The organism is Paenarthrobacter sp. Y-19 (assembly GCF_029223985.1).
Classification (GTDB): domain Bacteria; phylum Actinomycetota; class Actinomycetes; order Actinomycetales; family Micrococcaceae; genus Arthrobacter; species Arthrobacter nicotinovorans.
Genome location: NZ_CP119414.1, coordinates 526,608 through 552,312, shown reverse-complemented (window position 1 = coordinate 552,312; position 25,705 = coordinate 526,608). Strand labels below are relative to the sequence as shown.

At 62.6% G+C, this 25,705-nt stretch carries 14 protein-coding genes and 3 rRNA genes; 4 read left to right on the top strand and 13 right to left on the bottom strand.

Annotated elements, in window-relative coordinates:
• Positions 1-5: 5 nt before the first annotated feature.
• Both PYR64_RS02605 and PYR64_RS02600 read left to right on the top strand, forming a co-directional pair.
• Complete coding sequence (locus PYR64_RS02605; RefSeq protein ID WP_039239848.1) at positions 6-1,028, top strand: oligopeptide/dipeptide ABC transporter ATP-binding protein; 1,023 nt, start codon at positions 6-8, stop codon at positions 1,026-1,028.
• Between the two features lie 36 nt (positions 1,029-1,064).
• Positions 1,065-2,294, top strand: coding sequence for an amidohydrolase family protein (locus PYR64_RS02600; protein ID WP_275778179.1), 1,230 nt, complete (start codon positions 1,065-1,067; stop codon positions 2,292-2,294).
• 79 nt (positions 2,295-2,373) lie between these two features.
• Here the strand turns inward: PYR64_RS02600 and PYR64_RS02595 are convergent, their stop codons facing one another.
• From PYR64_RS02595 to PYR64_RS02565, 7 genes are all read right to left on the bottom strand, one after another.
• Positions 2,374-2,859, bottom strand: coding sequence for a pyridoxamine 5'-phosphate oxidase family protein (locus tag PYR64_RS02595; RefSeq protein ID WP_039239845.1), 486 nt, complete (start codon positions 2,857-2,859; stop codon positions 2,374-2,376).
• Positions 2,856-4,079, bottom strand: a complete 1,224-nt coding sequence (locus PYR64_RS02590) for an MFS transporter (RefSeq protein WP_275778177.1) — start codon at positions 4,077-4,079, stop codon at positions 2,856-2,858. Before PYR64_RS02590 ends, PYR64_RS02595 begins: the two co-directional genes overlap by 4 nt.
• Before the next feature lie 320 nt (positions 4,080-4,399).
• Positions 4,400-5,863, bottom strand: a complete 1,464-nt coding sequence (locus tag PYR64_RS02585; RefSeq protein ID WP_275778175.1) for an FAD-binding protein — start codon at positions 5,861-5,863, stop codon at positions 4,400-4,402.
• A gap of 113 nt (positions 5,864-5,976) precedes the next feature.
• Positions 5,977-7,956, bottom strand: coding sequence for a glycoside hydrolase family 13 protein (locus PYR64_RS02580; protein ID WP_275778173.1), 1,980 nt, complete (start codon positions 7,954-7,956; stop codon positions 5,977-5,979).
• Between the two features lie 2 nt (positions 7,957-7,958).
• The gene (locus PYR64_RS02575; RefSeq protein ID WP_039239841.1) at positions 7,959-8,891 is read right to left on the bottom strand and encodes a sugar ABC transporter permease; all 933 of its coding nucleotides are present in this window, start codon (positions 8,889-8,891) and stop codon (positions 7,959-7,961) included.
• The gene (locus tag PYR64_RS02570; RefSeq protein WP_193590934.1) at positions 8,891-10,528 is read right to left on the bottom strand and encodes an ABC transporter permease subunit; all 1,638 of its coding nucleotides are present in this window, start codon (positions 10,526-10,528) and stop codon (positions 8,891-8,893) included. Before PYR64_RS02570 ends, PYR64_RS02575 begins: the two co-directional genes overlap by 1 nt.
• A 96-nt stretch (positions 10,529-10,624) precedes the next feature.
• Complete coding sequence (locus PYR64_RS02565; protein ID WP_275778169.1) at positions 10,625-11,923, bottom strand: maltose ABC transporter substrate-binding protein; 1,299 nt, start codon at positions 11,921-11,923, stop codon at positions 10,625-10,627.
• A 209-nt stretch (positions 11,924-12,132) separates the two neighbouring features.
• On the opposite strand from PYR64_RS02565, the gene PYR64_RS02560 reads away from it, so the two are divergent.
• Positions 12,133-13,860: a glycoside hydrolase family 13 protein gene (locus tag PYR64_RS02560; RefSeq protein WP_275778167.1), complete on the top strand. Its 1,728-nt coding sequence runs from the start codon at positions 12,133-12,135 to the stop codon at positions 13,858-13,860.
• A gap of 20 nt (positions 13,861-13,880) precedes the next feature.
• On the top strand, positions 13,881-14,903 hold the full coding sequence (locus PYR64_RS02555; protein WP_018779858.1) for a LacI family DNA-binding transcriptional regulator: 1,023 nt from the start codon (positions 13,881-13,883) through the stop codon (positions 14,901-14,903).
• A gap of 13 nt (positions 14,904-14,916) precedes the next feature.
• Here the strand turns inward: PYR64_RS02555 and PYR64_RS02550 are convergent, their stop codons facing one another.
• The 6 genes from PYR64_RS02550 to PYR64_RS02525 form a co-directional block, all read right to left on the bottom strand.
• Positions 14,917-15,438, bottom strand: a complete 522-nt coding sequence (locus PYR64_RS02550; protein WP_229778714.1) for an N-acetyltransferase — start codon at positions 15,436-15,438, stop codon at positions 14,917-14,919.
• Positions 15,431-15,925 (bottom strand): SRPBCC domain-containing protein, encoded by a 495-nt coding sequence (locus PYR64_RS02545; RefSeq protein ID WP_026267458.1) that lies wholly within the window; start codon positions 15,923-15,925, stop codon positions 15,431-15,433. The genes PYR64_RS02550 and PYR64_RS02545 overlap by 8 nt, the downstream gene beginning before the upstream one ends.
• 127 nt (positions 15,926-16,052) lie before the next feature.
• A 5S ribosomal RNA gene (rrf, locus tag PYR64_RS02540) occupies positions 16,053-16,169 on the bottom strand.
• A gap of 150 nt (positions 16,170-16,319) precedes the next feature.
• A 23S ribosomal RNA gene (locus tag PYR64_RS02535) occupies positions 16,320-19,463 on the bottom strand.
• Positions 19,464-20,008: 545 nt separating this feature from the next.
• A 16S ribosomal RNA gene (locus tag PYR64_RS02530) occupies positions 20,009-21,526 on the bottom strand.
• The 16S, 23S and 5S rRNA genes sit together here, the layout of an rRNA operon.
• A 524-nt stretch (positions 21,527-22,050) precedes the next feature.
• A complete protein-coding gene (locus PYR64_RS02525) occupies positions 22,051-25,704 on the bottom strand; it encodes a 1,4-alpha-glucan branching enzyme (protein ID WP_275778164.1) in 3,654 nt (1,217 codons plus the stop codon).
• Between the last annotated feature and the right edge of the window lies 1 nt (position 25,705).

Genomic DNA, 25,705 nt, shown 5'->3' with positions numbered 1-25,705 from the left:
CAGCCGTGGAACATGAACCAATTCTCCAGGTGGAGAACCTGCAAAAGCACTTCCCGCTGAAGGGCGGGTTGCTGCCGGGAGCCGCCAAGCGATCGGTCAAAGCGGTCGACGGCGTGTCCTTCAGTCTCGCCCGCGGCCAGACTTTGGGGCTCGTGGGTGAGTCCGGTTGCGGCAAGTCGACCACCGGCCGCATGGTGGCCCGGCTTATGGACCCGACGGCCGGGCGGATAGTGATCGACGGCGTGGACATCAGCCAGTTGCGGGGCCGGGAGCTGTACAACTTCCGCCGCAAGGTCCAGATGATCTTCCAGGATCCTTTCGCTTCCCTGAATCCGCGGCAGAGCGTGGGCACAGCCATTGCCGCTCCCATGGTGGCGCAGAAGATCAACCCGCCTGGCGGCCTGAAGAACCGGGTCAAGGAACTTCTGGACCAGGTTGGCCTGAAGCCGGAACACTACAACCGGTTCCCGCATGAATTCTCCGGCGGGCAACGCCAACGCGTGGGTATTGCCCGGGCCATTTCCCTGAACCCGTCGGTCATTGTGTGCGATGAGCCCGTCTCCGCGCTGGATGTCTCCGTGCAGGCCCAGGTGGTGAACCTCCTGCAGCAGATCCAGCAGGACACCGGCGTTTCCTACATTTTCATCGCCCACGATCTCTCCGTGGTCCGGCACATTTCCCACGAAGTTGCGGTGATGTACCTGGGCAAGATCGTGGAGCAGGGACCCCGCGACGAGCTCTTCCGGAACCCCCTGCATCCCTACACCAAGGCCCTGCTCTCGGCAGTGCCACTGCCCGATCCAAGGGCTGCCCGGGAACAGGTGAAGATCCGGCTTCGAGGTGACCTGCCCTCTCCTGCCAATCCGCCCAGCGGCTGTGTCTTCCGGACCCGTTGCCCCTTGATCGGGACCCTCCCGGAAGAACAACGCCAGCGCTGCATCGACGAGATTCCAACACCGGCGACGCCCGCCGCGCCGGCCTGCCACCACGCGGGTATGGCCGCAACGGCCCTGGCGGGCGTGAAATAGACGCAGGCAATTGATCCACAACCAAAGGAGCAACCATTGAATACCCTGATCCGTGCCGTCCGCCCGTGGGGGCAAGCGCTCAGCGATGTCACCATCGTCGCGGGTGAAGCAGGCGGCAAGATCACCGGCGTCGAACCTCATGACCCGCACCGCGCCGTTCCAGCCGACGTGACCGTAGTGGAGGGACGCGGACGCTTGCTGCTGCCATCCTTCTCCGACGTCCACGTCCACCTCGATTCCACCCGGATCGGTTTGCCGTTCCGCGAGCACACCGGCGGTCCGGGTGTGTGGACCATGATGATGAACGACCGGCAGAACTGGCGCAACGCCGAGGTGCCACTGCAGGATCGCGTGAACGACACCCTAGGGAGGATGATCGCGAGGGGCACCACCCGGGTCCGCTCCTACGCACAGGTTGACGTGGACTGCAGGCTGGAACGCTTCGACGCCGTTGCTGCCGCCAAGGAGAAGTTCGCCGGCCAGGCTTCGGTGGACATTATTGCTTTCCCCCAAGCCGGCTTGTTACTGGAGGAAGGGACGGTGGAACTCATGGAGGAAGCGCTCAAGGCCGGTGCCAACGTGATGGGTGGCATTGATCCCTGCACCCTGGACCGGGACCCTGCGAGGCACCTCGACATCGTGTTCGGCCTCGCCGAGAAGTACCAGGTCCCCATCGATATCCACCTTCACGAACCCGGCGAACTCGGCGTCTTCAGCACGGACCTCGTGCTGGAACGGACGCGGGCCCTGGGGATGCAGGGCAAGGTGACCATGTCCCACGCCTACCAACTGGGCAGCGTCAATGAGGCCACCACCCGCAGGCTGATTGACGCCTTCGCAGAGCTTGATGTCTCCATGGCTTCGGTGGCTCCAGCTGCTGCCGGCCAGTTGCCCATCCCGCTGCTGACCGAGGCCGGCGTCCGGCTCGGCCTGGGCGAGGACGGCCAGCGTGACTACTGGTCCCCCTATGGCAACACCGACATGCTGGACCGGACGTGGCAGCTCGCATTTACCCATGGCTTCCGCAAGGACGAGTTGATCGAGCACTGCCTGGCCATCGCCACCATCGGTGGCGCGAGCATCCTGGACCCCTCCGCGACCCGGCTGAAGGATACGGCCCACCGTCCCGGCGTCGAGGTTGGCGATCCGGCGGAACTGCTCCTGGTGGACGGCGAAACTGTGGCGTCCACGGTGATGGACCGGGGCAGGGACCGCACGGTCATCCACGCCGGCAAGGTAGTGGCCGACCAGCTGGAACTCGTCTAGCCGGCACGAAACCCGCCCCTGACCGAGCTCCCGCCCCGCAAGGGGAAGAAGCCGGACAGGGGCGGTTTCTTGGTTCGGCCTATTCGGCGCGGGCCGTGGGGGCGTTATCGAGCGGCGTCCACCAGGTCACGGCAGGAGTCACCGTGAAGCGCCGTCCCGTGACTTTGTTGGGTGTGATGCGGATGAACTGGTCCTTTTGCCCTGCCTCCCAGGGAAAGAGCAGGAGCCCGATGGTGTCCAGCACCTCCTGGGTCAGTTTCACGGCCGACGCCTGGCCTTTGACCACCACGCTCCACGCCACGCCGGTTTCGGCGTTGACCCCATCGGCTTCGATGGCCACTGGCGCGTCGCCGAGGGCAGCGTGGAGCTTGGTACCCTCGCCGGTCCGGAACACCATGGTGCCGTGGTCAACCTTGTAGTTCACGGGGAAGATGTCCGGGTGGTCGTCCACCCACACGGCAAGCCTGCCCACTGAGACGCTCCGGAGGAGCTCCCAACATTCGTTGGTTTCAAGGATTTCGGTGGCGGGTGTTGCTGGCTGGTTCGTCCCTGATGAGTTCGTCATAACGCCGAGGATACGCCGCGGGGGTGCGCCCCGACAGGCCCGGCCGGCTCCGGGGCTGAGTCGGCTGATCCCACACTGACCAATGGTCCGCGGATTGCGAAGAATCCAGCACCGGCCAGCACCACAGCTTCCGCGGCAAGCACGCAGAACGTCACCTCCCACCCTCCGGTCACCGCATGCAGCAACCCTGCCAGCAGCGGGCCAAGGGAGGCCAGGGCGAATCCGAAGCCCTGGCTCATGGCCGATAGCCGCCCGGCAGATTGCGGCCCGGCTGACCGGATCACTACCAGGGCCATGGCCAATCCGAAGCCTGCGCTCTGGACAACCCCCAAAACCCCGACGGCGATGAACTGCAGTTCCGTAGGTGCGGTGAGGACTCCCAGGAGGGCAACGGCCACCGACAACCCCAGTCCCGGCGCCATGACCCGCAGGATACGCGGGCGGCTGGCAAGGACCGGGGCCAGCAAACTGGCCGGGAGTCCCGCCAGGCTGAACCAAGCGAGCAATGCCGCAGAGTCGGCTGGCGAAAGACCCCGGGATACCAGGTACACGGCCAGCCACGACGTGATGGCGAAGTACAGCATCGCCTGAAGGCCGAAGAACGCCGTGACAGCCCACGCCGTGCGCTGTCTCCGCAGCGGTGCGGCTGCACCGGAGGCTCCGGAAACCGTACCCGCAGCGGCGGGTGCCGCCGTCGGCCGTCCTCCGGACCGATGGATCAGGAACGCGCCGATCAAAGCGGGCACCGCCCACACCGCGAGGGCTGAGGGCAGGTTTCCGCCGAAGGCCTGCTCCAGGGGCTGAACGAGTCCCGCGCCCAGCGCAGCGCCGAGACCGAATCCCATAGTGCACAGGCCAGTCCACCAGCCGGTGCCGCGATTGGCTTTGACGATCTGCGGTACCAGCACACTTGCGGTCATGATCGCCGAGCCCGCCAGGAATGTACCGGGCAACAGCAGTGCAGGCACGGTCGCCCGAACGATCAAGGCCGCAGCCAGTACCAATAGGGCCACCGCAACGGCACGCCCGGTTCCGACCCGCCGGGCCAGCCAAGGCCCGATCGGACCCGAAATACCAAAGGCCAGCACCGGCAGGGTCCCCAGCAGCGGAAGCAGCGCAGGATCCAGCCCAAACACCCCGGGAACCTGGTTCATCACCCCGGCGACGGTGGTAATGGCCGGCCGGAGATTGATGGAAACCATCACGAGAGCAAGCAGCACGAGCCCCGTAGCGAGTCGGCCCCCACTCCCCGAAGGTAGGACACCAGCTCTGCGCCGTTCTTCCACGTCAATCTCCTCATAGCCACTTTGGTATACCAAGTAAGACTATGAGGTGATTGGCGGAAAGTAAATGCTGGGAATCGGCGGAGTGTAATAAGCGGTCGGTAAAATTTGGGATACCAGTGGGTGCCCAAGGCGCACAGCCCCAAAGGGCCGGAACGCGGCAGCGCGCGTCTAAGGGAGGAACGACCGAGCGCGCAGAGCGTTCTGGCCCTTTGGGCCGCCCACGCGCCCACGCGCCCACGCGCCCACGGACTGCCCTAGATCGCCTTCCCCGGATTCAGGATCCCTTGCGGATCGAACAACTCCTTGATCCGCCGCTGCAACTCACGCACCGGCTCAGGCTGCTCAAGCCCCAGCCAGCGGAGCTTGTACTGCCCGATCCCGTGCTCGCCCGTGATGGTCCCGCCCATTTCCAGGCCTACCCGGATGGATTCGTCGAGGGCGGCGTTGAGGCGGACCAGTGCGTCGGCATCCGTGGCGGGGTCTACCCGGTCCATCCAGAACGTGGGGTGTAGGTTGCCGTCGCCGGCGTGGGCCACTACTTTGAGGCGGACCTGGAAGCGTGCGGCCATGGCTTCCAGTTCGGCGACAAAGTCCACCAGGCGTGAACGCGGCACCGCGATGTCTTCCCCTACCCTGAACTCGTCGTCGACTTCCACGCCGCGGCTGTTGCGGCGCAGTTCCACCAGCATTTCCGCTTCGGCGCTGGCTTCGGTGGTGACTGTGGCGCCGCCCGCGGCGAGGACCTCCCGGACGACGTCGGCCTCCGCAGCGGCACCGAAGCCGTCGGTCTGGATGAGGAGCAGGGACTTGCCGCGCTTTTGCAGGTCGCCTCCGTGCAATTCGTCCAATTGCTCAAGGGTGCCGTTGTCCAGGAGTTCCATGATGGCGGGTTGTACCCTCGCCCGGCCAACGGCCAGCACTCCGGCGGCAGCGTTGCGGAAGTCCTGGTAGAACGCAGCGATGGTGTGGACTTCGCGCGGGAGGTACTTCAGCCGGACAGTTATCCCGACCACGATGCCCAGGGTTCCCTCGGAGCCCACCAGCAGCGCGGTCAGGTCGTAGCCTGCCACGCCCTTGAAGGTCTGGTGGCCGGTGTGCATGAGCGAACCGTCCGCCATGACAACATCCAGCGCCAGCACGGAATCGCGTGTCACACCGTACTTGGCGCAGCGCAGGCCTCCAGCGTTCGTGGCCGCGTTGCCGCCGATGGTGGACATTTTGTAGCTCGCCGGGTCGGGCGCATACATGAGGCCGTGCGGGGCGGCGGCGGCGTTCAGCTCGGCGTTGATGACGCCCGGTTCGACGACGGCGGTCTCGTCATCGGGGTTGAGGTCCAGGATGCGGTTCATCCGTTCCAGGCTCAGGACGATGCAGCCTTCGGTGGCGTGCGCTCCTCCCGATACGCCGGTTCCCGCGCCACGGGCGACGATCGGCACGTGATGGGCGGCGCAGCTGCGAACCACGTGCTGGACGTCCTCTACGGATTCTGCCCACACAACGGCCAATGGAAGGTGTCGCTCCACTGTGGGCCCTTGGTCGATTGAGTAGACCGTGAGGGTTTCTTCGTCCCGGGCGAGTTGGCGGTCTTCAAGGCCGTTGGCCAGTTCCGCCAGGAATTCCCTTTGCGCGGTCGTGTGCCGTGCAGTTTCTGTTCCGCCGGCTGTGCGGCTCCTGACGCTTTCTCCTGATGTTCCGGCGATAGCCGTTTCGTCCGACAAGACATTCCCTCCACATGTGCACCGCGGACACGCCAAACCGGCAGTCTTCGCAGTGTTTTCTGTGGTGCCAGTCTAGCCAGACCGGCGTCGGCCGGCACGGAACCCGGCGCCCCCTATCGGCCCGGCACTGCGGTTCCCGGGAGCACCCAGACGCCGGCCGACGGCCCTTCCGCCCTCAGCCGCGCGCCGTCGACGCCGGTTGGTCCGGCCGGTGCCGACATCACCGTCCCGGACTGGTGCCGTGGCGCGGCCAGCAGTGCCCGCAATTGCGGTTCGGACAGGACAGAGGAATCCATGACGACAGTGGCGTCGCACCTCGCGGCGAAGACCAGCGCTGAGGTCCCGGAGCATTCACGGATGAAGACCAGTGCATCCCCTTGGGCGTGGAGCCATCGGATCCCGCCGTCGCCCAGTGCCGGCAGCTCTTTGCGGAGCCGTCCCAGGGTGGCGTAAGCCGAACGCAAGTCCTTGCCCACCCGTTCCGGGGCGTCCCAGGGCATGGGGGTCCGGGAGTCTTCGCCGTTGAACCCTTCCAGGCCGAACTCATCGCCGGCGAACATGACGGGAACGCCCGGCAGGCAGAAGGCGATTACTGCGCCCACTTCCGGGCCGCCGTCGATCATGACCGTTGCCGCCCGGGCGGTGTCGTGCGTGTTCAGGGCGTTCATGTTGTTTTGTCGCACACCCCAGCTAAATCCGGCGGACAGGTCCTGGTGGGTGGCCAGGAAATCTTCCGCGCCGATCCTGTTTGGCCCTGTTTGGGGCGAGCCGAAGAAGTTCACATCCGGAGCGTCCTTGGCGAGCCAGGACCACAAGGGGCGGGTGAAGTTGGAGTACGTCATGGCACCCTGCCAGTGTTCACCGGTGACATCGGGGGCTGCGTCGGACGTGGACTCGGCCAGCAGGGCGGCATTCGGGTTGATCTCGCGAACCCGGTCCGCGATGAGCCGGGCTACTTCGTGATTGAGGTCCACGGATCCGAGGCGCCCGGTCATGTTGCCGACGTCGATCCGCCAACCGTCCAGGCTGAATGGTGGCTTGAGCCAGCGCGCCACCACCGAGTCTTCGTCGGTGATGAAGCGTCGGCGCAGAGCATCCGAGGCCCAGTTGAACTTGGGCAGCGACGGCACTCCCCACCAGGACTCGTAGCTGGAATGGTCGGCGCTGAAGTAGTAGTAGCCGGCTTCCTCCGAGCCCGGATCTGCGAGCGCCTTGACGAACCACTCATGCGCAGCGCCCGAGTGGTTCGCGGTGAGGTCCCCCAGGACCTTGATCCCGCGTGCGTGCGCCGCTTCCACCAGCTGCACCAGGGCCTGGTCCCCGCCCAGGAGCGGGTCCACCGAGTCGAACGTGGATGCGTCGTAACGGTGGTTGGAGCGGGCCGGAAAGAACGGAGTCAGGTACAGGACATCGACGCCCAGCTCCCGGAGGTGATCAAGCTTGCCCGTGATTCCCGGCAGGTCTCCCCCGTAGAACTGAGTAGCTGCCTGCCCGCCCGTCCCGACAACCGGCTCATCCCAGGAACATCCGATGGCCCAATCGGGAACAGGGTGGCCATCTGCCTGCTCCGAGCGGGCGAACCTGTCCGGGAACACCTGGTACATGGTGCCTCGGCGGAGCCACTCCGGCGCCGGGGCAAACGTTGTCACCCTGAAATCGGCGGCGTCGGACACATCGCGCCGGAAAAGCCCTTGGGCGTTGAGGTTCCAGTAGCTCCGCCCCACCGTGCCGGATACCGCCGTGCCGGATACCGCCGTGCCAGATATCGCCGTGCCAGATACCGCCGTGCCGGCGGGAGCGCCGTCGTCGTGCGCTTCTGTTACTTCCAGCAGGAAGCGGTACTTGGCCACGGGGTTGGCTACCAGCATCGCCGCTTCCCACCATTCCCAGCCGTCGGCCGTGCCCAGCCGGATGGCGGCGTCGTAGCGCGGCTCCCCGTCCTGGACGGACCGGACCCAGACCTTCGACGCCGGACCCCACCCCTGGGGGACGCGTACCCGGAGGCGGACGGTATCGCCAAGGGATACGGACTGAGGGGAGGACGTGGAGACGAAGAGGCTGGAGCCGTCGTGGTGCGGAAGCGCGATGGGCATGGTCAGCCTTTCACTGAGCCGGCGGTGAGTCCGCTGACAATGTATTTCTGCAAGAACAGGAACAGCGCCATGACAGGGATGGCCGCGATGACTGCGCCGGCTGCGAAGACTCCCCAGTTCTCCGAACGCTGCTGGGCCACGTAGGAGTAAAGCCCGACGGCGAGTGTCTGGCTGTCGGGGTCTGTCAGGACCACGCTGGCGATGACGAATTCGCTGGAGATTCCAATGAATGCCAGCAGTCCCACGACAGCAAGGATCGGTGTCACCAGGCGGAGGATGATGCCGAAGAAGATCTGCACGTGGCTGGCGCCATCGATCTTGGCGGCTTCGTCCAAGGATTGCGGGACAGTATTGAAGAACCCGTACATGAGATACGTGTTCACGCCCAACGCACCTCCGAGGTACACCATGATGAGGCCCAGTTGGCTGCCGAGCCCCAGGGCCGGGATCACCTGTGAGATGCCGCTCAGGAGCAGGAAGATCGCGACGACGGCCAACAGTTGCGGGAACATCTGCAGCAGGAGCAGCGTCAGCAGGCCCACCCGGCGGCCCTTGAAGCGCATCCGGGAGAAAGCGTACGCGGCCATGGCACCGAGGAACACCGTGGCGGCTGAGGTCACCACCCCCACCACCAGCGTGTTCACGAACCAGCGGCCGAATGGGCGGCTTGGATCGCTGAAGAGAGCCGTGAAGTTGCCGGTGTCGAATCTGGAGAACAGCCCGTTGGAACCTACCAGGGTGCCGTTGGAGTCCAGTGCCGCGGACAATACGTACAGGAGGGGGAACACTGCGAAGATCGTCGTGACGACTCCCACCACATGCCGCCACCCCTTGTCTTTGAACCAAACCCCGAACGGGCGGCGCTTGGGCACCAGCGGCGAGGGGCCGCCGTCGGACGCTGTTTCCTTGCTGGCGGCGAGAGTGCGTACGCTCATCAGTTCACGTCCTCGAGTGCTTTGGTCTGCTTGAAGCTGATGGCCGAGATCGTGGCCACGATGATGAAGATGATGATGGCCAGTGCGCTGGCCAACCCGTAATCACGGCCTGTTCCCTGGCCGAAAGCCACCTTGTAGACCAAGGTGATCAGGATGTCGGTGGCTCCGATGTCGCGATCGGTGTCCGCGAAGCGCGGCCCACCGCCGGTGAGCATGTAAATCACGTTGAAGTTGTTGAAGTTGAATGCGAAGGACGAAATGAGCAGGGGTGCAACGGACACGAGGAGCAGCGGCAGCTTGATGGAGCGGAACACCCGCCAGGCAGAGGCGCCGTCCATGCGTGCGGCCTCGTCAATTTCGGAGGGCAGCGACTGCAGCGCGCCGGTGCAGACGAGGAACATGTACGGGAAGCCGAGCCACACGTTGACCACCAGCACGCTGACCTTGGCCAGGACGGGGTCGGTCAGCCACCCGATGTTCGCACCGCCCAGCAGGGTCTGGTTGAGCCAGCCGAACTCGGGATTCAGGATGCCGGACCATACCAATCCGGAGAGGAAGGCCGGGAACGCGTAGGGCAGGATCATCAGGATCCGGTACACCTTCTTGCCACGGAGGTCCTCACGGTTGAACGTGATGGCCAGGAAGAGGCCCATGATGAAGGTCAGTGCCACCGATGCAATGGAGAAGGTGAAGGTCCAGATAATCACGCCGAGGAGCGGTCCGCGGAGGCTGGGATCGGTGAAGGCGCGGGCAAAGTTGTCCAGGCCAACGTCGATCTTCCAGCCGGTAGCCAGCGTTTCACCCTTGGAATCCGCGAACGCACCTTTGCCGTTGTCGGTGTACTGGGTACCGGTTTCAGTGTCCGTGAAGGTGTCCGTGCCGGCGTCATAGTGCAGGGCGGGCTTGAACTGGTAGGCCGTGCTGCCGTCCGCAGTGCGCAGCGTTCCGTCAGCGGGATCGCTGGAGACCGGCACCGCGATCTTCAGGATCTCCTGTTGATTGGCCACGATCTCCTGGAACTTGAGGGTCTCGTAGCCGGGCAGGGAGTTTGCTTTGCCGGTGGAATCCTTGCCCGCAGCCGTCGCGTCAGCGAGTGCTTGCCCGGTGCTGCCAATCTGCGCTTTCCCGGAGGGGTCCGTGAGCAGCAGGTAGAAATCACTGCCCTTGGTGAGCACGGATGCCTTGTAAGCGGGCGAATCCGGGACACGCTTCTGGGCAGTTAACTGGATGGCGGAGATGGCATCATCCTTGGTGCTGTTGTGGCCATCTCCGTAGTTGGTGAACGCGATGTAGCCGCTGAAAACCACCACCAGGACCTGGAAAACCAGCAGGAACAGCACACCGGGAGCGAGGTACTTGGCGGGCAGCCCACCCTTGCGGAGGTAGATCCAGTTGATGGCAACGACCACCAGGGCGGACACTCCCAGCGCAGCCCACGACTGGCTCAGGAAGAGCATCATCAGCACGTAGACGGCGAAGGCATCCACCAGGCCCAACAGGACAATCTTCAGGATGGTGCCCTTGAGGGAATCGGGGTGGTGCTTGCCCTGCATGCGGCGGGTATTGCCGCGACGCGGCCGGGGCGGTGCGGTGCTGGCGGCGGTTGCCGGGAGTTCTTGGAGGTCTGGGGTTGGCATTGTGGGTCCTTGCGTCAAGCGGATGGCGGCAGGCACGGGCCGGACGGTGGTGTGCCGCCCGGCCCTGGGCAGACCGGTGGAATCACCGGTGCGGGATCAGCCGCCGATCTTGGACTTGATGCTGGCGGCCATCTTGGCCCATGCCTCAGCCGGGTCGCTCTGGCCCTTGATAATGGCAAGCTCCGTAGCTCCCCAATCAGCCCACACTGCACTCATCTCGGGGATGGCAGGCATGGGAACGCCGGTGGCACCGATCTTGCCGAACGCTTCCACCACGGGATCGCTGGCAGCCTTCTCGAAGGAGGACTTGAGGGCCGGCGGACGGCCACCGGCTGCATACATGGAGTCCTGGGCAGATTCCGAGGTGAGGTAGTTGGTGACGAATTCGTTGGTGGCCAAGGCGTTGGCGCTCTTGGCACTGATGAAGAAGCCGTTGACGCCGATGAAAGGCTGGGCGGGTTCGCCACCGGCAGTCGGCAGTTCATCCACTGCGAACTTGATGCCCTTCTTCTGCACGTCCGGAACGTTCCACGGTCCGGTCAGGAAGTACGGGGATTCGCCGGCCAGGAACTTCTCCTTGGCGATGTCGCCGGTGATGTTGGAGTTGATGATCTTCTCGCCGGAATCGCCCCAAGCAGCCAGCTTCTTGGCAAATTCGACGCCGGCGGCGTCACCAATGAGGAGCTGCTTGGCGTCATAGCCACCATCGGCATTCTTGCCGAAGACCTGCGAACCCATGGAGGACTGCAATGGGTACAGGTGGTACGGGTCGCCCTGTTTGGGGTCCATGCCGACCAGGAACGGGAACGTGGCTTTACCGTCAGCAACGGCTTTCTTTCCGTTGGCCACAACTTCGTCCAAGGTGGCGGCTTTGCTGTCCACGATGCCGGTGTTACGAAGGAGCGCGATGTTCTCGATGGCGTACGGGACACCGTAAACAGCCCCGTTGTAGGTCATGGCCGTGATGGAGGAGTCCTGGAACTGGCCGGCCTTGTCGCCGAGTTCCACGGGTGCGATGACGCCGTTCTGGACGAATTTGCCGATCCAGTCATGGGGTCCAACAATGAGGTCCGGCCCCTGTCCGGTGGGCACCTGGGTAATGAAGTCGTCCCGGACCGCTGCGAAGTCCTTGACCACGAGCTTCACTTCGATGCCGGTGTCCGACTTGAATTTTTCGGTGATGTCCTTCAACGCCGGCGAGCGTTCGGCGTCTACCCACATGGTGATGACACCGGCTCCTGACGCTTTGAGGTCGGGCTTTGCGGCTTCGGAGGTGGGCGATGTGGAAGCGCTTCCGCCGCAAGCGCTCAGGGCCAGGGCTGCCACGGCAGAGATGGCTCCCGTGGTGAAAACGCGGCGGGTGGTTCGAGTCTCGAGGGTGTTGTGCACCTTCATTGGTGTCCCTTTCGTTCTTTTTCCTTCGACGGCAGGGGCTCTGGGCCCGGTCGCATCGCCGGTGACATGGCTCACAACTGCAAGCGCTTCCACACACTACAGGGCAATTGCTCCTTTTGAAAAGTGCGCTTGCAAATCAGCCTGTAAAGAAAGCATCCTTAGGACTGGAAACGTTTACAATTTCGCGCTTTCTCTTCTACGATGACTCCATGTCCGTTGATTCTTTGCTCCAGGTTGCGGCCCACGAGCCCCCTGCAGCCTTCACACAGCTCACCCCGGTCCACGACGCCTCCACGGCTCACGGATGGTGGCGCTCCGCTGTGATTTACCAGATCTATCCACGCTCCTTCCGGGACCTGAACGGGGACGGTGTGGGAGATCTGGCGGGCATCACTGCCGAACTCAGCCAGTTGGCACGCTTAGGGGTCGACGCCGTCTGGCTGTCGCCCTTCTACCGCTCACCGCAGCGGGACGCCGGTTACGACGTCAGCGACTACTGCGACGTCGATCCACTGTTCGGGACCCTGGCGGACTTCGATGCCCTTATCTCGGAGGCCAACAGGCTCAACCTCCGGGTCATCGCCGACATCGTTCCCAATCACTGCTCGGACCAGCACGTCGCCTTCCAGGCAGCGCTGGCCGCCGGCCCCAACAGCCCCGAGCGGGATGTTTTCATCTTCCGGGACGGTCTGGGACAAGACGGCAACGAGCCACCCAACAACTGGCAGTCGCACTTCGGCGGACCCGCCTGGACGCGGGTCATCGAAGCCAACGGGCGGCCAGGACAGTGGTACCTCCACCTCTTCGATTCCTCGCAGCCCGACTTCAACTGGGACAACCCCGCAGTGCACGCCGAGTTCGAACGCGTGCTCCGCTTCTGGCTGGATCGTGGAATCTCCGGCTTCAGGGTCGACGTCGCCCATGCCCTGGTCAAGGCTCCCGGCCTGCCCAACTGGGGTGGCCGGGCTGACGGCAACAGCACGGAAGGCTTCCCCGGCCAGGACGCCCCCATGTTCGGCCAGCCTGCCCTCCATGGGATCTACCGCCGCTGGCGGACCATCCTGGAAGAGTACGGTCCGGACCGCATCCTGTGCGCCGAAGCCAACGTGGACCCGCTCCCGCGCCTGGCCCAATGGGTACGTCCGGACGAAATGCACCAGGCGTTCAACTTCCCCTACCTGCACGCAGGTTTGGACCTCAACCGCCTGCGCCACATCATCACCGACTCCTTGGTCTCGCTGGACGCCGTAGGCGCCCCCAGCACCTGGGTCCTTTCGAACCACGACGTCGTCCGCCACGTCTCACGCTTCGGCTACGACGGCCCTGGTCCCCGTGACGGCGATGGCATCGGCCCTGACGACGTTCAGCCCAACGAACAGCTGGGACGACGCCGGGCTGCCGCGGCCACCATGTTCATGCTCGGCCTCCCGGGCGGTGCCTATCTCTACCAGGGCGAAGAACTGGGCCTTCCCGATTCATCCAGCATTCCCGGGAGCCTGCGTCAGGACCCCACCTTCGCGCGAACCGGCGGAGCCAGGATCGGACGCGACGGTTGCCGCGTACCCCTGCCGTGGCGTTCCGCGGAGCCCCATGCAGGATTCGGTCACGGTCGGGACCCCTGGCTGCCCCAGCCCGAGTCCTGGCCCGCACTGGCGAGGGACGAGCAGGAGTCTGATCCGGCGTCGCACCTTAACCTGTACCGGGCGTTGCTGGCGGAACGGGCACGGCTGCGGCTGGGCGCCGGGTCCCTCGCCTGGGTGGAGGACTACTGCACGCAGTCCACACTCGCGTACCTCAACGGGGAAACGCTGGTGGTCATGAACGTCGGCGAAGAACCCCTTCCGCTTCCGGCGGGCGAGGTCATCCTGCGCAGTTCCGCGGCGGACGCCACCCATCCATTAGGCTCGGGGGAGACAATCTGGCTGTCAGCCAGCTAACTTTCCCACCAAGGAGCAGCATGACCGGCATCAAGGACGTAGCCGAGCGCGCAGGGCTGTCCGTTGCCACTGTTTCACGGGCCTTGAGCGGGAAGGGCCACGTGTCCCCCGCCAGCCGGGAACGCGCGAGGGCAGCAGCCGCGGAGCTCGGTTTCGTGTTGTCCTACCATGCCTCAAGCCTCGCTTCCGGCCGTACGCACAACGTTGGCCTGGTGGTGCCCTCGGTCCACCGCTGGTTCTTTTCAGCGGTGATCGAGGGCGCTTCGGCCGCCCTCCTCGAAGCCGGCTACGACCTCACCCTGTACAACATCGGTGAAAACCCGGCTCATCGGCACAGCGTCTTCAGTGACTTCCTGCTCCGCAAACGGGTGGACGCCGTGATCGCTGTTTCCCTGGAACTCAGCGAAGCCGAAATCCAGCAACTCCATGCCATGCACCGGCCCATTGTCGGCATTGGCGGCCCCCTTCCCGGGGCTTCGACCATCCGGATCAATGATGCCGGCATCGCGATGCAGGCCACCAATCATCTGCTGGGGCTTGGCCACACCAAGATTGCCCACATCACGGGAAGCGAAACCTACGACCAGGACTTCCAGCTGCCCGGAACCCGCCGCGGCGGTTTCGAAAAAGCAATGAACGACGCCGGCTGCCCGGTGAGGCCCGAATGGATCGTTACGGCGGACTTCACCATCGAAGGCTCCTACGCCGCTGCCCGGCAACTGCTGGCCAGTGCGCCCGAACGGCCCACCGCCGTGTTCGCAGCATCGGATGAGATGGCGATCGGCACCATCCTGGCCGCCCGCGATTTTGGGCTGCGGATTCCCGAGGACCTTTCCGTGATGGGCATCGACGGCCACGACCTGGGGAACGTCATGGGCCTGACCACGATCGACCAGGATGCCAAGGGGCAGGGGGCACTGGCGGTTCACACTCTGCTGGGTGCCATCAATAACGGCCTGGTACTGGAGCCCGAAGACGCCGAACACCCCACCAAACTGGTGGTGCGTACAAGCACGGCAGTGCCCAAGGTGGGCTCAGCCTAAGCCGGGGCGCAACCTAGGACAGCCGCCGCTCCATCACGAGCTCACGTTTGGTGGTGTCCTGCGGATAGGGCTTGCTGGCTCCGGTGGTTTCGAATCCGTGGCGTCTGTAGAAGGCCTGGGCGCGGGAGTTGTCCTCATGCACGCCCAGCTCCAGATAGCCGGCCCCGAGCTCGTTTGCCGCAGCTGCGCAGGCCTCCTGGAGAAGCTCGTCAGCCAGGCCCAGCCCACGATGCTCAGCTGCGACGTACACGCTGATGAGCATCGCCTGCAGTGGGCGCTCGGGATCTTGTGGATGCTTGGCCACTACCCGCATCAGGCCACAGAGTCTGGAGCCGTCCTCGCCGCCGTCAGCCACCAGAGTAACGCTGGATTCCCCGGACATGGCAGCGGCTCGTTCCCGCCACTGGCTGTCCGTCTGACGCCGCGCAGCTGCAAGGCTCTCCACGTACGCCATGGGGGTGTCGGCAAGCATCTCCAGCCGGACGTTCTTGAGCAGCAGCCAATCGCCTGCGTGGAGCCTGCGGACCCTAGGCAACTGCTCCGCCCATAAACCGGGCGTAGCGCTGGAGGACCCGAGGCCAGCCCTCGGCATAGGATGCCCTGGAGGCCGCAGGATCTTCCGCGCCCTCCCAGCCATCGTGGATCAGGCGCACCTCCGTACCATTTTCGACGGCGCTGAACACCACCCGGATCTCGGTGGACCACAAGGGAGTTCCGGCGGGATACCAGCTGGCGTGGAAGGACAGCGGGGGCTGCCAGTCATCGATTGTTCCCCACACGGACGTCCGGCCGTCTTCAGCCGTCTCCAGGATGAGGTTCTCCTCGAACTCAACGTGGGAGCCCGCACCGTAGACGCTTTCCTCTTCCAAGGGCCACCAGAGATGCGGGTGGTCCGTGAATCCTTGGAAGGCGTGGGAGACGTTGCTGGGGACCACGACACAAACGATGAGCGGCTCGAGGTCGTTGCTGCCCTGTTGGGCCGACTCAGGCTCCGACTCGGGGTGGCTGAAGAGGTTTTCCATGACCACCAACTCTACCGGTGGACCGGGCCCAGACGCATTGTGGTCCTGAGGGCCAGTACGTGGTGAAGTTGAAGTGTGTGTTAAATGGAAGAGCCCCAACCGTGGTTGGGGCTCTTCGTTAATGGTTGTCCGGCGGTGTCCTACTCTCCCACACCCTCCCGGGTGCAGTACCATCGGCGCTGTGGGTCTTAGCTTCCGGGTTCGGAATGGGACCGGGCGTTTCCCCCACGCTATGACCGCCGTAACTCTGTTACCCGTCCCGACCCCGTTGGTGTGGGGGTGGGTGGGAAGCTTTGTGGTTACAACTGTGGTGTTATGTAGTTGTTGTTGTTGTTGGTTCCTGGAACGGTTGTTGTTCGGGAACCACATAGTGGACGCGTGCAGTGTTTTGTGTGTGGTGTAAGTTGTTGGCCTATTAGTACCGGTCAGCTTCACGAGTCTTTAGTCCTCGCTTCCACATCCGGCCTATCAACCCAGTGGTCTGGCTGGGGGCCTCTCACACATAATGTGTATGGAAATCTCATCTTGAAGCGAGCTTCCCGCTTAGATGCTTTCAGCGGTTATCCCATCCGAACGTAGCTAATCAGCGATGCACTTGGCAGTACAACTGACACACCAGAGGTTCGTCCGTCCCGGTCCTCTCGTACTAAGGACAGCCCTTCTCAAATTTCCTGCGCGCGCAGCGGATAGGGACCGAACTGTCTCACGACGTTCTAAACCCAGCTCGCGTACCGCTTTAATGGGCGAACAGCCCAACCCTTGGGACCTACTCCAGCCCCAGGATGCGACGAGCCGACATCGAGGTGCCAAACCATGCCGTCGATATGGACTCTTGGGCAAGATCAGCCTGTTATCCCCGAGGTACCTTTTATCCGTTGAGCGACGGCCATTCCACAATGTACCGCCGGATCACTAGTCCCGACTTTCGTCCCTGCTCGAGATGTCTCTCTCACAGTCAAGCTCCCTTGTGCACTTACACTCGACACCTGATTGCCAACCAGGCTGAGGGAACCTTTGGGCGCCTCCGTTACTTTTTAGGAGGCAACCGCCCCAGTTAAACTACCCATCAGGCACTGTCCCTGACCCGGATCACGGGCCGAAGTTAGATGTCCAAAGTGACCAGAGTGGTATTTCAACGATGACTCCACCCGAACTGGCGTCCGGGTTTCAACGTCTCCCACCTATCCTACACAAGCCACTCCGAACACCAATACCAAACTATAGTAAAGGTCTCGGGGTCTTTCCGTCCTGCTGCGCGTAACGAGCATCTTTACTCGTACTGCAATTTCGCCGAGTTTATGGTTGAGACAGCGGGGAAGTCGTTACTCCATTCGTGCAGGTCGGAACTTACCCGACAAGGAATTTCGCTACCTTAGGATGGTTATAGTTACCACCGCCGTTTACTGGGGCTTAAATTCTCAGCTTCGCCACAAGTGGCTAACCGGTCCTCTTAACCTTCCAGCACCGGGCAGGAGTCAGTCCGTATACATCGTCTTGCGACTTCGCACGGACCTGTGTTTTTAGTAAACAGTCGCTTCCCCCTGGTCTCTGCGGCCCACACCCGCTCACGGAGAGCAAGTCTCCATCACGGGGCAGGCCCCCCTTCTCCCGAAGTTACGGGGGCATTTTGCCGAGTTCCTTAACCATAATTCTCTCGATCGCCTTGGTATTCTCTACCTGATCACCTGTGTCGGTTTGGGGTACGGGCGGCTAAAACCTCGCGTCGATGCTTTTCTTGGCAGCATAGGATCACCGGATCCCCCCTTACGGGAGTCCCATCAGATCTCAGGAACGTGCTCGAAGCACACAGGAACGGATTTGCCTATCCCTGACCCTACATCCTTAGACCGGGGCAACCATCGCCCGGCCCGGCTACCTTCCTGCGTCACACCTGTTAATACGCTTACCTCCCGGGATCAGGTCCCGCGCTCGGCCAAAACCCACAACACCACAAGGGTGAGCGGGCAGGCTCCGGGCGGTTAGTATCCCCCGCTTGGCATGGGCGGTTTTTCGCCGGTACGGGAATATCAACCCGTTGTCCATCGACTACGCCTGTCGGCCTCGCCTTAGGTCCCGACTTACCCAGGGCAGATTAGCTTGACCCTGGAACCCTTGATCATTCGGCGGACGGGTTTCTCACCCGTCTTTCGCTACTCATGCCTGCATTCTCACTCGTGTAGGCTCCACCGCTGGTTTCCACCGCGACTTCACTGCCCACACGACGCTCCCCTACCACTCCACACCCCTGAACCACGAAGGCTAGGGTACTGTGTGAAATCCACAACTTCGGCGGTGTACTTGAGCCCCGCTACATTGTCGGCGCGGAATCACTTGACCAGTGAGCTATTACGCACTCTTTCAAGGATGGCTGCTTCTAAGCCAACCTCCTGGTTGTCTTCGCAACTCCACATCCTTTCCCACTTAGCACACGCTTAGGGGCCTTAGTTGGTGGTCTGGGCTGTTTCCCTCTCGACTATGAAGCTTATCCCCCACAGTCTCACTGCTGCGCTCTGACTTACCGGCATTCGGAGTTTGGCTGACGTCAGTAACCTTGTAGGGCCCATCGGCCATCCAGTAGCTCTACCTCCGGCAAGAAACACGCAACGCTGCACCTAAATGCATTTCGGGGAGAACCAGCTATCACGGAGTTTGATTGGCCTTTCACCCCTACCCACAGCTCATCCCCTCCATTTTCAACTGAAGTGGGTTCGGTCCTCCACGACGTCTTACCGTCGCTTCAACCTGGCCATGGGTAGATCACTCCGCTTCGGGTCTAGATCACGCCACTACACTCGCCCTATTCAGACTCGCTTTCGCTACGGCTACCCCACACGGGTTAACCTCGCGACGTAACACTAACTCGCAGGCTCATTCTTCAAAAGGCACGCCGTCACAGTAACAAGACTGCTCCGACGGATTGTAAGCACACGGTTTCAGGTACTGTTTCACTCCCCTCCCGGGGTACTTTTCACCTTTCCCTCACGGTACTGGTCCGCTATCGGTCATTAGGAAGTATTTAGGCTTATCAGGTGGTCCTGACAGATTCGCACGGGATTTCTCGGGCCCCGTGCTACTTGGGATACTCTCCAGGCGGCACACAACATTACGGTTACGGGGCTCACACCCTCTCTGGCCGGCCTTTCAAGACCGTTCACCTATGCACGCACTCTCACCTCACTGGCCCGGCAGAACCAGAACGGAAAGTCCCACAACCCCGCCCATGCAACGCCCGCCGGCTATCACACATGGAAACGGTTTAGCCTGATCCGCGTTCGCTCGCCACTACTAACGGAATCACTCTTGTTTTCTCTTCCTGCGGGTACTGAGATGTTTCACTTCCCCGCGTTCCCCCCACGCACCCTATGTGTTCAGATGCGGGTCACACAATCACCATGACAGCGTTGTGCGGGGTTTCCCCATTCGGACATCCTGGGATCAACGCTCGGTTATCAACTCCCCCAGGCTTATCGCAGATTCCTACGTCCTTCTTCGGCTCCTAATGCCAAGGCATCCACCGTGTGCCCTTAAAAACTTGACCACACAAACATGATCAAAAACTTACTCGAGAGAACCACGAGCCACTACGGCCCAAGGTTCATTCATAAGAAATTGCTGTATGGAACACACACACCAAAGCGTGTATGTCCCAGATGCTCGCGTCCACTATGTAGTTCTCAAACAACAACCCCATCAACCAACCCCCCAACCCGCCACAACCCACACACGCAGGCCGCAACACAAAGACCGGAGGAACCGGCTGCAGGAACAAAAGAAACACCAGAAGTGCCCCCCTGCATTGCTGCAAAAAGGTCCTGTTGCCTCAGGACCCAACAGTGCGCCAAACACAACCCCCACCAGCCGCACCCCGGACACGTTCCCAACAACCCACACCCCCACACAAAGCAGGAGCACGAACCGCCGTACTAGCACCAGGACACAACCACGAAAGCCATGCCAAAAAAATGATTCGTTGATATTCCACCCATGAGCACCCACCGCAGAACAAACGCCTGCGCAATGGGCAACACTGACAACAACCAGACACCCCATGCAGGGCACCAGCCATTGCAAGCAGCTCCTTAGAAAGGAGGTGATCCAGCCGCACCTTCCGGTACGGCTACCTTGTTACGACTTAGTCCCAATCGCCGGTCCCACCTTCGACGGCTCCCCCCACAAGGGTTAGGCCACCGGCTTCGGGTGTTACCAACTTTCGTGACTTGACGGGCGGTGTGTACAAGGCCCGGGAACGTATTCACCGCAGCGTTGCTGATCTGCGATTACTAGCGACTCCGACTTCATGGGGTCGAGTTGCAGACCCCAATCCGAACTGAGACCGGCTTTTTGGGATTAGCTCCACCTCACAGTATCGCAACCCTTTGTACCGGCCATTGTAGCATGCGTGAAGCCCAAGACATAAGGGGCATGATGATTTGACGTCGTCCCCACCTTCCTCCGAGTTGACCCCGGCAGTCTCCTATGAGTCCCCGGCCGAACCGCTGGCAACATAGAACGAGGGTTGCGCTCGTTGCGGGACTTAACCCAACATCTCACGACACGAGCTGACGACAACCATGCACCACCTGTAAACCGACCGCAAGCGGGGCACCTGTTTCCAGGTCTTTCCGGTTCATGTCAAGCCTTGGTAAGGTTCTTCGCGTTGCATCGAATTAATCCGCATGCTCCGCCGCTTGTGCGGGCCCCCGTCAATTCCTTTGAGTTTTAGCCTTGCGGCCGTACTCCCCAGGCGGGGCACTTAATGCGTTAGCTACGGCGCGGAAAACGTGGAATGTCCCCCACACCTAGTGCCCAACGTTTACGGCATGGACTACCAGGGTATCTAATCCTGTTCGCTCCCCATGCTTTCGCTCCTCAGCGTCAGTTACAGCCCAGAGACCTGCCTTCGCCATCGGTGTTCCTCCTGATATCTGCGCATTTCACCGCTACACCAGGAATTCCAGTCTCCCCTACTGCACTCTAGTCTGCCCGTACCCACTGCAGAACCGGAGTTGAGCCCCGGTCTTTCACAGCAGACGCGACAAACCGCCTACGAGCTCTTTACGCCCAATAATTCCGGATAACGCTTGCGCCCTACGTATTACCGCGGCTGCTGGCACGTAGTTAGCCGGCGCTTCTTCTGCAGGTACCGTCACTTACGCTTCTTCCCTACTGAAAGAGGTTTACAACCCGAAGGCCGTCATCCCTCACGCGGCGTCGCTGCATCAGGCTTGCGCCCATTGTGCAATATTCCCCACTGCTGCCTCCCGTAGGAGTCTGGGCCGTGTCTCAGTCCCAGTGTGGCCGGTCACCCTCTCAGGCCGGCTACCCGTCGTCGCCTTGGTAGGCCATTACCCCACCAACAAGCTGATAGGCCGCGAGTCCATCCAAAACCACAAAAGCTTTCCACCCCCCACCATGCGATGAGGAGTCATATCCGGTATTAGACCCAGTTTCCCAGGCTTATCCCAGAGTCAAGGGCAGGTTACTCACGTGTTACTCACCCGTTCGCCACTAATCCCCAGCAAGCTGGGATCATCGTTCGACTTGCATGTGTTAAGCACGCCGCCAGCGTTCATCCTGAGCCAGGATCAAACTCTCCGTTGAAATAAAACAAAATCAAACAGACACAACCACACCCACCGGAAATAACGGCAAAACGCGGCTGCACAAAATTCGAAACCAGCTGAAAACCAGACCACCACACACGGGGGTGCGCAGCAACCTGGCAAAATTTCAACCAATCAATAAAACAATCGGTATCAACAAACTTGGCACACTATTGAGTTCTCAAACAACAGACACAACCGGCACCACCCACACCCCACAGGGTCCAGGATCGCTCCGGAGCAACTTTCCAAACTTACCCGCTGCTTCCCTCCGAGTCAAATCGGCAAGCTTGACTTCATTTTTCCTTGCGGTTTCTTGTCAGCTTGCGATCTCAACTCGTGGAGCAGCGCGGGTATTAACTATACACACACTCTGCCGGGTTGGCAAAGCCCCTATCCGATGGACTCCCTGGCCCCAACGAAAGCAGGCAACGCCCCCCCGCCGCAGTGAGGGAGCGTTGCCTGGAAACACCGGTTATGTGAGCGGGCGTCGGGCCCAATCACGCGGGAACTGGAGGAGCGTTACTCAGCCGGCGTGAACCAGGATGCTCCGAGCGGCGGCAGCGTGACGGACAGCGCCGCCGGCTGCCCGTCCGTGCCGGGGGCAGTGGCCTTCAGCGAACCGGCGTTCACCACACCTGACCCGCCATATGCTTCGGCATCGGTGTTCAGGACTTCGGTCCACTCCCCCGCCAGCGGAACACCCAGGATGTATTCCTGGTGCGGACCGCCGGAGAAGTTCACCGCGCAGACCAACGGCTTGCCGTTGTTGCCCCAGCGGATGAAGGTGAGGACGTTATGGTCCGCATCCCCGCCGTTGATCCACTGGAACCCGCCGGCCTCGTTGTCCTTCTCGTAGAGCGCAGGGGTGGCGGCGTACACCTCATTGAGGTCCTTGACCAGGAGCTGCAGGCCGCGGTGAGCCGGAATGTCCGAGAGGAACCAGTCCAGTCCGTACTGCTCGGACCACTCCGCTTCCTGGCCGAACTCAGTACCCATGAAGATGAGCTGCTTGCCGGGGTGCGACCACTGGTACGCGAAGAAGGCACGAAGGTTGGCCAGTTGCTGCCAGCGGTCGCCCGGCATCTTGCGCAGCATGGAGCCCTTCCCATGAACCACTTCGTCATGGCTGATGGGCAGGAGGAAGTTCTCCGTGAACGCATAAACCAGCGAGAAGGTGATGGTGCCGTGGTGCCACTTGCGGTTGATGGGGTCTTCGGAGATGTACTTCAGGGAGTCGTGCATCCAGCCCATGTTCCACTTCAGGCCAAAGCCCAAACCGCCGTGGTTGGTGGGTGCCGTAACGCCGGGGAATGCGGTGGACTCCTCGGCAATGACGATAGCGCCGGGGTGTGACTTGTAGACCGTCGCGTTGACTTCCTGCATGAAGGAGATGGCTTCCAGGTTCTCCCTGCCGCCGAACTTGTTCGGGCGCCACTGACCCTCCTCGCGGGAGTAGTCGAGGTAGATCATGGAGGCCACGGCGTCCACGCGCAAGCCGTCAATGTGGAACTCCTCCAGCCAATACAGCGCGTTGGCCACCAGGAAGTTCCGGACCTCGCTGCGGCCGAAGTCGAAAATCAGCGTGCCCCAGTCCGGGTGTTCGCCCAGCGCCGGATCGGAGTGCTCGTACAACGGCTGGCCGTCGAACTGGGCCAGCGCCCAGGAATCCTTGGGGAAGTGGGCAGGGACCCAGTCCAGAAGGACGCCGATACCGGCCTGATGGAGCGAGTCCACCAGGAACCGGAACTCATCCGGGTGCCCGAAGCGTGAGGTCGGGGCAAAGTATGACGTCACCTGGTAACCCCATGAGCCGCCGAACGGGTGCTCGGCGACGGGCATGAATTCAACGTGGGTGAAGCCAAGCCACTTCACGTACTCGACGAGTTCCTTGGCAAGTTCCTTGTAGCCCAGACCCAACCGCCAGGAGCCCAGGTGGACTTCGTAGACGCTCATGGGCGAGTTGTGCGGATCCCGCTTGGCCCGGGCAGCCATCCAGTCCGCGTCCTTGAAGCGGTAGCTGGCGTCCACTACCCGCGATGCCGTGAGTGGAGGGACCTCGGTCCCGAAGGCCAGCGGGTCGGCTTTCTCGATCCACTGACCCGCCTTGGTCAGGATCTCGTATTTGTAGCACGCCCCTGCTACAACACCTGGAATGAAGAGCTCCCAGACGCCCGAGGACCCCAGCGAGCGCATTCCGTGCGAGCGTCCGTCCCAACCGTTGAAGTCACCCTTCACGCGGACAGCCTGCGCATTCGGCGCCCACACAGCGAAGGAAACACCATCCACGTCGCTCAAGGCGGACCGGTAGTGCTGAACGTGCGCACCCAGGACATCCCAGAGCCGTTCGTGGCGGCCTTCGCCGATCAGGTGCAGGTCAACCTCACCCACCGTGGGCAGGTAGTGGTAGGGGTCATCGATGGTGACGGGTTCGGCGTCGTACACCACTTCCAAACGGTAGTCCGGCACATGCCCGGCCTGCAGCGGTTCCAGGACCGCAGTCCATACTCCGTGCGACTCGTGTTCCATGGGGGTGCGGCCGGTCTCCGTCACCACGGTGACGGACTTGGCCAGGTGCTTCACTGTCCTGATGGTCACGTGGCCGTGGTCATCGAGGTGGGCGCCAAGGACCGAATGCGGCGCGTGGTAAGCGCCGGCCGCCACGCGTTCCAAGGTCTCGGAGTCCACGTGCAAGGGAACTCGGGGCCGTTCGGTACGTGCTGAGCCAGTCATGTCATTACCTTCCGCTGTTGCTGCCGCATGCTTGCCGCGGCTTGTGTTGTCGAGGATCCGTCGGGATGCGTTCACCGGTATCGACAACCAGTCGGGCCGGTTACGCAGCTCGTACACCACCTCGTATAAGGCCTTGTCCAGCCACAATGCCACAAAGAGCGGCGACTGGAGGTCAATGGTTCCCGGGGTGACTTCGCTGTACCCCTCAAGGAAGGCGGCAGCACAGTCATCCACCCAGGTCTCCGGTACCTGCGCGTCAGGATTCTCCCTGGTCGCGGCACCGGCGGCGTAGTCGAACGAGCGCAACATGCCGGTGACATCGCGGAGCGGAAGATCAGGGGTGTTCCGCTCGTCGATCGTCCGCAGCGGCTCGCCCTCAAAGTCCAGGATCGCCCAGCGGCCCGGTTGCGCCCCGTTACCGGCAACCCGCAGGATCTGGCCCAGGTGGAGATCACCGTGGACGCGCTGCAGCTGTCCCACGGCCCGGGGCTCCAGGGCCGCCAGCAGTTCTTCAAGGCTTGCGTCATAGGGCCCGACGGCGGACGCCGCCTCAGCCCACGACTGCCGGACCCGCCGGGCAACAGTGGCAATGATGTCCGGGCCCTGCTCCTGGCCGTCATGGGTGCCGAAGGTTTCCGCCAGCCTGGCGTGAACCGTGGCGGTGGCGTTGCCGAGTCCCCGCGCTTCAGCCGTGAAGTCGTTGCCGGCCGCGGCGGCATCAACAGCCAGACGCCAGGCGTCCAGGCCGCCGAGCAGGAATTCGTGCGCGACTGTCAGCTCACCTGTGGCCACTGCACCGTGTTTCGACGCCGGTTCATTCCACGAGCCCGTGATCCAGCCCAGCGTCGCGGGAACCTCGCTGGTCCCTGCAGCGGTCAGCGCCGCACCCAGCTCAACCTCGGGATTCCGGCCGGGCGAAAGCACCCGGAAGATCTTGACGATCGCCGCCGAGTCGCCGTCGTCGATGATGACGGACGTGTTGGACTGTTCGCCGGAAAGGACCCGCACGGACACCGGGTTTTCCGGAAGCGGGACGCGGCCACGGGTGAGGTGGCCGCGGGCTGAACCAACATTCCCTTCGCTGCGCATGAGCTGCAGCCACGCCGTGACGAATTCGGAGTCGTAGACGGCGTCGTACACCAAACGAAGGCCCAGTTCCGGATCCGTGTACTCGCCCAAAAGCGCCGAAGGCGCATCCACAAGCGGTTGGCTGTGGAAGCTCAACGGCACCTGGACCACATCGGTCCGGGGACCGCCGTCGGCCGTCCGGTGGGTGACGGCCAGCACCAGGACCTCCAACACAGCGTCGCCGCTGCCCTGAAGTCTGAAGCCGCCCACCTGCTCCAACGCGAAGTCGGGGCTCTTGACCGGGAACCAGCGTTTGCCGGGAAGCCAGGTCCGCAGAAGTCCTTCAATGGAGGGGTTCAAGTTTTCCTTGTTCATC